This is a genomic window from Belliella aquatica (assembly GCF_014637795.1).
In the GTDB taxonomy this organism is placed as follows: Bacteria; Bacteroidota; Bacteroidia; order Cytophagales; family Cyclobacteriaceae; genus Belliella; species Belliella aquatica.
Window position 1 is genome coordinate 172151 of sequence record NZ_BMFD01000008.1, and the last position, 9152, is coordinate 181302.

Here is a 9152-nt window from a genome sequence, read left to right on the forward strand (position 1 = left end):
TTTTATTGATTCAATAGGTTTAATAATTCCTTCACTACAGCTCTGTCATCAAATGGGTGCTTGACACCTTTGATCTCTTGATAAGTTTCATGCCCTTTCCCGGCAATTAGAATAATATCTCCTTTATTTGCCATGATTCCTGCCGTCTTGATAGCCTCTCGTCTATCCTCGATAATCATGGTTTTCTTGAAATTCACAGGATTGATTCCTGCTTCCATTTCCTTTAGGATTGTCATCGGGTCCTCGTCACGTGGATTGTCAGAAGTCAAGATGACCTTATCGCTCAATTGTGTTGCGATTTTCGCCATGATCGGGCGTTTGGTTTTATCTCGATTTCCACCACATCCAACAATGGTGATCACTTGCTCACCTCCAGAACGAACACCCTGAATGGTCTTGAGTACATTTTCCAATGCATCTGGCGTATGTGCGTAGTCCACGATGGCAGTTATCCCAGCGATAGAGATTTTGTCAAACCTTCCTTGCGCACCTTCCACTTTAGAGAGTTGCATCAGGATTTCTTCTTCATCCTCTCCAAGTAAAACGGCGGTTGCCAAGACACCAAGAAGGTTGTAAGCATTGAATTCGCCAATCATGCGAAACCAAACTTGCTTTCCATTGATGTCCAATTCCAAGCCTTCAAGGGCATTAGTGAGGATCTTTGCCTTGAAATCTGCAGGATATTTTAATCCAAAAGACTGACGTGTTGCTTTGGTATTTTGAAGCATCACCATAGCTCTTTTGTCATCCGCATTGATGAGAGCAAAGGCATCTTTCGGCAATTCATCAAATAACTTTTTCTTCGCTTTGATATACTCGTCAAAAGTCCCATGGTAGTCCAAATGATCATGCGTGATGTTGGTAAAAACAGCTCCAGTCAATTTGATCCCTGCCGTTCTTTCCTGAACGATTGCATGCGAACTTGCTTCCATAAAACAATGCGTACAACCTTCATCCACCATTTCCTTAAGCAGACTTTGCATGCTCAAGGAATCGGGCGTGGTATGTGTAGATGGAATAACTTTACCACTGATCTTATTCTCCACAGTGGACAAAAGACCAACGACATAGCCCATTTCTATAAACAGCTGATAGAGAAGTGTGGCGGTTGTGGTTTTACCATTGGTACCCGTCACCGCCACGATCTTCAACTTTTCAGATGGATTTTCATAATAATTAGCAGCCATGATGCCCAATGCTCGGGCTGAATTCACCACTTGAACGTAGGTAATTTCTTCATGTAGAACTTCCGGCAAAGTCTCGCAAACGATCACTTTTGCTCCCTTGTCCAAGGCTGCATCGATAAAGACATGACCATCAACTTGTGTTCCGCTGATGGCAACAAAGACACTGTCCTCGACCACCTTTCGGCTATCAAAAACAAGCTCACTGATTTTCCTATCCATATTTCCTATGGTAGAATTGAGCGAAACTCTGTATAATATGTCTTTTAATATCTTCATTTACCCTAATACTAATTTGATTACTATATTTTCATAGATTGTCATGCCCGGAGACATAGACTGATTTCTTACTCTTCCTTTTCCTTCGTAAACCACTCTCAGACCCTTATTTTCCAATACATAAAGGGCATCTCTCAAAGACAAGCCACTCACATCCGGGACAGTCGGTGCTTCTACCTTATTCGCTTTCCACTGTATAGACTTATTGCTCACCGTAGATTTCACCCAACTTTCATCTCCTTCATTGTTGTAGTGATTGGAAATACCAAACTTGTTGCAGAGCAATTGTAATTCATCCACTTTACCCGCTTGGATAAATGGAAATTCGTCTGTTTTCATATCAGCAAACTGAAACTTTGGCTGACTTTTCACATTGATTTCTAAATCTTGTGCATAGATCTTGTCCGCTATTTCCTTGAAAACCGGCGCAGAAATATCTCCTCCATATGCCGCAAAGCCCTTGGGACTGTCGATCACTACGATGGCAGAATACTTTGGATTATCAGCAGGAAAATAACCTGCAAAAGAAGTGTAATACAATTGCGTATATCTTCCGTCAATCAATTTCTGAGCTGTTCCTGTTTTACCTGCGATTTTATAATCTGCATTGTGTATATTTTTGGCAGTACCATTATCAACTACCCCTTGCAATAGCATTTGAAGTTGCTTGATGGTCTTTTCAGAAGCGATGCTTTTTCTAATCACTTCTGTCTCAAAATTTTTCTCCAATTTATTGCCTCTTGCAATTGCTTGGACGATCATCGGCTTGACCATTTTTCCTCCATTGGCAACAGCATTGTAAAACATCAAGGTGTGAAGCGGCGTGAGTTTGGTTTCATAGCCGATAGACATCCACGGCAAAGTGGTTCCGTACCAATATTTATCTTCAGGGTTTTTGAAATAGGGTGCACCCTCGCCTTTGAGTTGGAATCCGATTGGTTGGTCTAAACCCGCCTTCTCGATGTAGCTAATAAATTTCTTTGGCTGATGTCCGAAGTTTTCCTCTACCAGTTTGGAGATTGCAACGTTGGAAGATTTTTCAAAGGCATCTTTGATCGTGATCGTTCCGTAACCGCCATTTTTGGCGTCGCGCATAATACGGTCATAAAATCTGAAAGTGCCATTTCCAGTTTCGATGGAGTCATTCAAATTGATTTTTCCCTCTTCCAAAAGCGCCAACATAGACAAGAGCTTGAAAGTAGATCCCGGTTCGGTCAATCCTTGATCTCCAATGGCATAATTGTAATTTTCACCATAACCTCTTCCTCCAGCATTCTTTTCAAGATTAGCAATTGCTTTGATTTTTCCAGTGGCCACTTCCATGACAATCACAGAACCAAAGGCTGCATCTTTAGCAATCAATTGCTTAAGCAGAGCAGATTCTGCCACATCTTGAATATTTACATCCAGCGTGGTCAATACATCAAATCCATCGTCAGGCTTTACATCTTCTGCATCAAAAACTGGCTTCCAGCTTCCTCCAGCAATTCTTTGAAATAAAGCTTTCCCGTTTTGACCCTCCAAGTACTCGTTGAAGCTGTATTCGATACCTGCTCCATATTTATCTTCATTGATGTAGCCGACAGTACGATTCGCCAAGTTGTTGAATGGTCGGTAGCGCTTTTCTACTTTTTCAAAAATGACTCCGCCAGAATTTCTTCCATTGCGGAAAATAGGCCATTTACTCATGGCTTGCATATCCTGATACCCAACCTGACGTCTGTTCAAGATCAAATAACGTTTACCATTGGCTCGCGCATCCTTGATCGCTCTTTTGTAAGAGTCAGTCGATTTGTCTTTGTAAAAAGACGATAACATGTAAGCAAGTGAGTCTATCCCCTTGTTGAAAATCTCCTCTTTGGCCACAACGGGGTCAATGACTACTCTATAAAATGGTAAACTGGTAGAAAGCAAGCTTCCATCTGCGGCATAGATATTTCCACGCGTGGCGCTTACCTGTCTAAATTGAAAATTTAGGCTCTCGGATTTCGCCTGCCATTTGTCACCCTCCACAAACTGCAAATGGGCGATCCTGTAAAAGATCAACCCAGCAAATAAGAACACCAGGATAAAGGCGATTCTTACTCTCAGTACTATGGAACGTTTTATATTCACTTCTTATTTTTAATTTTTATCGGTGGCTCGTCAATTTCATAAATGCCCAAAGGCTGTATTTTCTTGGCTACTTCTGACTGCTTGCTGCTCAACATGTATTCAGCTTCGAGTGTCGTTACGTCAGCGCGAAGGTCTTCGACTTCCTGCTGCATCTTTTCGATTTTGCGGATCATGTTGTCTGCGCGGTGATTGCTCCAGATGTAGATCATGGCCAAGAATGCAGCGAAGAAAAACGGAGGGCCGAATTTGACTGGTATCCCTTCTCCAAGAATTCCAGTCACATTGAGCTTCTCCTCGATCAGTGTAAAAAGAGTTTTCTTCTTACCTCCCGGATTAGATCCTTGCTTGATTTTCTTTTTGAAAGTGTTCTGACTCATTTTTTTTATACCTTTTTGGCAATCCTCAATTTGGCACTCCTCGATCTGTTGTTTAAAACCAACTCTTCCGCAGAAGCTGTGACCGCCTTCCTCGTGATCGGTTCTAGGGGCCTAATCAGATTTCCGTAGAAGTCTTTTTCTACCTCTCCCTGAAATTTTCCCTTGGCAATGAAATTCTTCACCAAACGGTCTTCAAGCGAGTGATAACTCATGACCACCAATCTACCTTCCGGCTTCAACACTTCGATGGTTTGCAAAAGCATCTCTTCTAGCGCTCCCAACTCATCGTTGACTTCTATGCGTAGTGCTTGAAAAACCTGCGCGAAATATTTGAATTCCCTTCCTCTCGGGGCGAATTTTTGTAATACAGCCTTGAAGCCTTCTATCGTCACAAATGGCTCTGCAGCTCTGTGAGAGACGACCGCTTGTGCGAGTGTTTTGGCATTTTTGATTTCTCCATAAATCCCAAAGATTTTATGAAGCTTTCCCTCTTCGTAAGTGTTGAGGACGTCTTTGGCAGACAGTTCCATGGAATTACTCATCCTCATATCCAAATCGCCTTCAAACCTTGTCGAGAAACCTCGACTCGGCTCGTCTATTTGGTGGGAAGAAATTCCCAAATCCGCCAAAATCCCATCTACTTGCGTCACACCGTATAAACGCAGGTATTTTTTCAAATCCCTGAAATTCGCAGATACGAAAGTAAAATTCTTACTATCAGGAATATTTGCTTCCGCATCCACATCTTGATCAAAGCCATAGAGATGGCCTTTGTCCAGATGCTTCAGTATTTCCCGAGAATGACCGCCGCCGCCAAATGTGAGATCTACATAGATCCCATTGGGATTGATAGCCAATCCTTCAATGCATTCAGAAAGCATCACAGGAATATGGTACACTTGATCAGCCATAACCTAAGAGAGATATTTGTCCATCAACTCGGAAAGCTCAGCTTGATCCGACACTACATTATTTTCATATTTTTCAGGACTCCATATTTCTACATAGGAGCCTAGCCCGATCACGTAGGCATCTTTGTCGATGCTTGCGAAGGCCATAAAATTTTTGGGAATCAAAAATCTTCCCGCATTGTCCAACTCCACAGTCACCAACCCATCAAAAAAACTCCTTTTGATTTTTCTCAAAACAGGATCACGATCAGAAAGCGAGTTGATTTGATTATAAAGTTTTTTGAATTCCACTTCTGTGTAAAGCGCAAGACAGCCATCGTCCCCATATCGGAGATACAGTTCACTCCCATTGGACTCCGGAATTGCCGCCTTGATCTTGGCGGGCAATGCCAGACGACCTTTGGCGTCAACCTTGCATTCATACCGACTGTTAAACATTCCCATGGACTTATCTTGAGTTTACTTCAAACACAAAAGTAATAAAAGCTTTTACACATCCCACCACTTCTTCCCACTTTTCACCACTTTTTCTTAAAAGTATCTAAAAGTTTTAATTATCACAATATTTATCGAAAAAATTAAAGGTTTTTTTGCTTGATCTTCAAGGCTTTGAGGCAGGAGGGCATCTCACAAAAAATATAGGAAAACAGTCATAAAATTATGTTTTTATAGTGAATATGACCTAATGGGAATTCTTCTTTCTTATGTAGAAAAAAAATAATGGATAAGAGTGGGGGAAAATCCCAAGATAATGTCAACGGTCGACGGTCGATGGACAACAGATGATTAAAATATAATGAGTTTATTATTTGGAATGGCTACACGTAAGAAAGGGGATAGACAGCATTGGTTTAATCACTTTCATCCAATTAACCACTAAAAACAAGCTAATCAAGCCAATTCCATTTGCAGTTGACCGAAAACCGTTGTCTGTGGACAGCTCAAAAAATAAACCCTATAATATTTGTAGGTTAATAAGAATTATGATATAAATTTGTTGCTTATAAAATCACCCCCCCCTTTATGAAAAAAATATATTGGTCTCTTGTTGTCTTGGTTTCTGGTTTATTAAGCTGTCAAAAAGAAGATAATTCAAATGTTACTTTGGAAGGAATTTGGCATGCAGAATTGGAGATGTCTCCTGATGTGTTGCCCTTCGGACTGGAGTTGATCCAAAGTGGGGAAAAGTGGAGTGCTGTCTTGATCAACGCAGAAGAAAGGTTGGAAATCGAAGGGATTCAAGTGAGTACGGATTCAGTGTGGATTCCTTTGGGGATTTTTGATTCAGACATCAAAGCTAAGATTAATGAAAGAGGAGACTTGGAAGGAAGCTATGTCAGAAACTATGCTGCGGATTACAAAATGCCTTTTTACGCTACCAAGGGTGCAACTCAGCGTTTTACAACTTCAGCAAAACCAAATCTTGATTTTTCGGGTAGATGGAAGACTGTTTTTCAGGATGATAATGGAAAAACTTATGATGCCATTGCCGTTTTGGAGCAAAATGGCGATCAGCTGACTGGGACATTTTTGACAGCTTTGGGAGATTATAGATATCTGGAAGGCAATGTCAGTGGAGACACCTTTTACCTGAGTGCTTTTGATGGAAGTCATGCCTTCTTTTTCCAAGGAGATGTGCTAGATGATGGCTCCCTCCAAGGTAGGTTTAGAAGTGGTCCAAGATATAAAGAGACATTTATTGCAGTACGAGACGAGGAGTTTGAACTCCCTGTTGCTGGAAGTTTAACCTATTTGAAAGAAGGATTTGAAACCTTGGATTTTACTTTTCCAGATACCGATGGGGAAAAGGTGAGCATTCAAGACGAGCAATTCAAAGACAAAGTAGTCTTGGTACAGCTATTTGGTACTTGGTGTCCCAACTGTATGGATGAAACCAAATACCTTGCTCCTTGGTATGAACAAAATAAAGACCGAGGAATAGAAATCATCGGCTTGGCCTTTGAGAGCAAGCCTGACTTTGACTATGCAAGTAAGCGGGTAAAAAATGCTGCTGAGCGATTGGGAGCCAACTATACTTTCCTAATCGCGGGAGTGAGTAACAAAGAAAAAGCCTCTCAAGCACTCCCTGCTCTGAATAGCGTAGTAGCCTTCCCAACCCTGATCTACATCGATCGCCAAGGCAAAGTTCGCCACATCCACACCGGCTTCAATGGACCAGGTACAGGAGGACTCTATGACAGATGGATTGAAGAACATGAAAGTTTGGTGAATGGATTGTTGGGAGAGGGGTGATGTAGGCTAAACCCTAATAATTTTTTATAAATACAGATGTTGGATTTATTAAGTAAACTACAGTTTGGAAATCACCTCTTTAAAATCATATTTAAAGAATTCATCTGAATGAACGTCAAATGTGTATAATTCTTGATTTACAAAATCAATATCAAATGATGTAAAATGTTTGCCTGTCTGGATCTTGGTAAGTGGTTTTCCATTATAATCAAATAATAGAATGCAAGGCAATTTTTTTCTCATCAATTGATAAGTATTATCATCTTCATTAATAAAAACAACTCCAAAAAAATCTTTAAATAAGGTCAAATTCGCGAAGGTATATAGTCTATTCCATCTAAATTGTGATTGAATTTTAGTTATATCCGAAAGACCCTCTCCCAAACAAATCGTCTTTGCAAAAGATCCATCTATTGAATAAATATTAATATTATTAAGTCCTATTGGCGCTTCAACAATCCTATCATTTATTCCACTATATCCCATCAATGTCGATAAAATATTAAAGTCTTCTCCCTCTCTAATCGAGGTTTGATTTAATTCATCAGCAATATCTAAAGATTCTTTCTGACCATTCTTAATGATATAACGTAATTGTTGTGTATCTCTAGTGCCAAGCTCTTTGACAAAAAAAGTATTACTATCCAATTTGGCAAATGAAAAAGAAAAAGGTGGGAGTTTTGATTCATATTCTGATAAAACTTGCTCTTTGGAAGAAAGTGATTGAGACACATTAAATTTCATTGCTCTTCCTTTTTGAAAATCATATAAATATGCAATCAAATCATCATTTTCTTTTTCAAAAGAAACCTTATTTAAGCTTGGACCCTGCATAAACTCAAGTGGGCCATCCCCTCTTTTTAAAAAACTGCCTAAGATCGTAAGGTCTGGCAAACTATAAATAGCCCAGGAACCACCCATTTTTTCTAAAATCAAGTAATTGTCTAAAATTTTAATTTCTCTTAATCCGACATTATTAACTGTCGGAACAAATCTTTCATTTAAATTGAACTCTAAAGGAAATCCCGTGATAAATTCAACATCTTCAAAGGACATATGAACCCCTTCCTTTGAGCTACTATCAGTGCAACCGATAAGAATTATCAAAATGAATGTTAAAAAATATCCAGCATTACTAATTAGATTATTCATAATTTTTATTTGTAAATGAAAAATTGGGTTGCTATATAATTAAAAGCAACCCAAAAATTAGACTTTGTATTAATTTGGTAATACAGTACACTTATCTTTTAAAGTCCAAACACAATCTGTCGCATCTTCAACCCAATCACAAGTCCCACAAAATCTAATTTGACTACCTGTTTTGGTTTTTATGCAATTATAACAGGGCTTCTCCTCCATTGTTTCTTGACCAGAAACCAAATTGACAAACGAAAAAGACCACAATGAAACAATTGCTAGTCCTACAAATAATTTTCTCATAATAATTTTTGTTTTGGTTAAAATATGATTTTCATTGACTGTAAAAGTTTGAATACTAATAAAGCCGCCATAAATAAAGAAAGAAAGAAGCAAATTTTTAGTTTAAAATATTTTAGGTAATTTAAAGTACTTTTTACTCTAAATTACAGGTTATTTACATATTATACCTATTTATATCTCTATTATATTTGTCTGTACTTGATATTTTTAGTTTGAGAAAAGTTAAAAATTTTTGGATTTTCACGTTGATTGAAGGTTCGATTTGAGAGCAGTTTAGTTTTCTGCATCTATATCGCCCGTCCCGATGGGACTTTGGAGTGGTGGTAGCGATTTTTGTCGGTAGGTTGAAACCTACCGTTAGGATATCGGTCGTCCCGATGGGACTTAAGGGATTTCGTTTCATAATTTTTTTCTTGGCGTCACTTTGTGTTTCTCTACGGCTAAAAAAAAATGGAACCACAGAGGGACGTTTTGAAAGCAATTAATTGTATCCGTCCGACCAACCCCATCTGGTATGGGAAGGATTTTTATTTAGGCCTGTATTCTTTCCAGTTTGAAGGCAGAAGTTGATAAAGGTCTTTTTGTTTATG

8 protein-coding genes are annotated in these 9152 nt (G+C 39.2%); 1 reads left to right on the plus strand and 7 read right to left on the minus strand.

Going from position 1 to position 9152, the window contains the following annotated elements:
* Positions 1-2: 2 nt before the first annotated feature.
* The 5 genes from IEV57_RS12730 to IEV57_RS12750 are packed head-to-tail and all read right to left on the minus strand — an operon-like array spanning position 3 to position 5310.
* Positions 3-1463: a UDP-N-acetylmuramoyl-L-alanyl-D-glutamate--2,6-diaminopimelate ligase gene (locus IEV57_RS12730; protein WP_188443403.1), complete on the minus strand. Its 1461-nt coding sequence runs from the start codon at positions 1461-1463 to the stop codon at positions 3-5.
* Positions 1464-3578, minus strand: a complete 2115-nt coding sequence (locus tag IEV57_RS12735) for a PASTA domain-containing penicillin-binding protein (RefSeq protein ID WP_188443405.1) — start codon at positions 3576-3578, stop codon at positions 1464-1466.
* A complete protein-coding gene (locus IEV57_RS12740; protein ID WP_188443407.1) occupies positions 3575-3955 on the minus strand; it encodes an FtsL-like putative cell division protein in 381 nt (126 codons plus the stop codon). The genes IEV57_RS12735 and IEV57_RS12740 overlap by 4 nt, the downstream gene beginning before the upstream one ends.
* A gap of 5 nt (positions 3956-3960) precedes the next feature.
* Positions 3961-4866 (minus strand): 16S rRNA (cytosine(1402)-N(4))-methyltransferase RsmH, encoded by a 906-nt coding sequence (gene rsmH / locus IEV57_RS12745; protein ID WP_188443409.1) that lies wholly within the window; start codon positions 4864-4866, stop codon positions 3961-3963.
* Positions 4867-4869: 3 nt separating this feature from the next.
* Positions 4870-5310, minus strand: a complete 441-nt coding sequence (locus IEV57_RS12750) for a division/cell wall cluster transcriptional repressor MraZ (RefSeq protein WP_188443411.1) — start codon at positions 5308-5310, stop codon at positions 4870-4872.
* Between the two features lie 579 nt (positions 5311-5889).
* On the opposite strand from IEV57_RS12750, the gene IEV57_RS12755 reads away from it, so the two are divergent.
* The gene (locus tag IEV57_RS12755) at positions 5890-7119 is read left to right on the plus strand and encodes a peroxiredoxin family protein (protein ID WP_188443413.1); all 1230 of its coding nucleotides are present in this window, start codon (positions 5890-5892) and stop codon (positions 7117-7119) included.
* A 57-nt stretch (positions 7120-7176) separates the two neighbouring features.
* On the opposite strand, the gene IEV57_RS12760 is transcribed toward IEV57_RS12755, so the two are convergent.
* Together IEV57_RS12760 and IEV57_RS12765 are read right to left on the minus strand one after the other, a co-directional pair.
* Positions 7177-8271: a hypothetical protein gene (locus IEV57_RS12760; RefSeq protein ID WP_188443415.1), complete on the minus strand. Its 1095-nt coding sequence runs from the start codon at positions 8269-8271 to the stop codon at positions 7177-7179.
* 69 nt (positions 8272-8340) lie between these two features.
* Positions 8341-8655 (minus strand): hypothetical protein, encoded by a 315-nt coding sequence (locus IEV57_RS12765; RefSeq protein ID WP_188443417.1) that lies wholly within the window; start codon positions 8653-8655, stop codon positions 8341-8343.
* Positions 8656-9152: the final 497 nt, after the last annotated feature.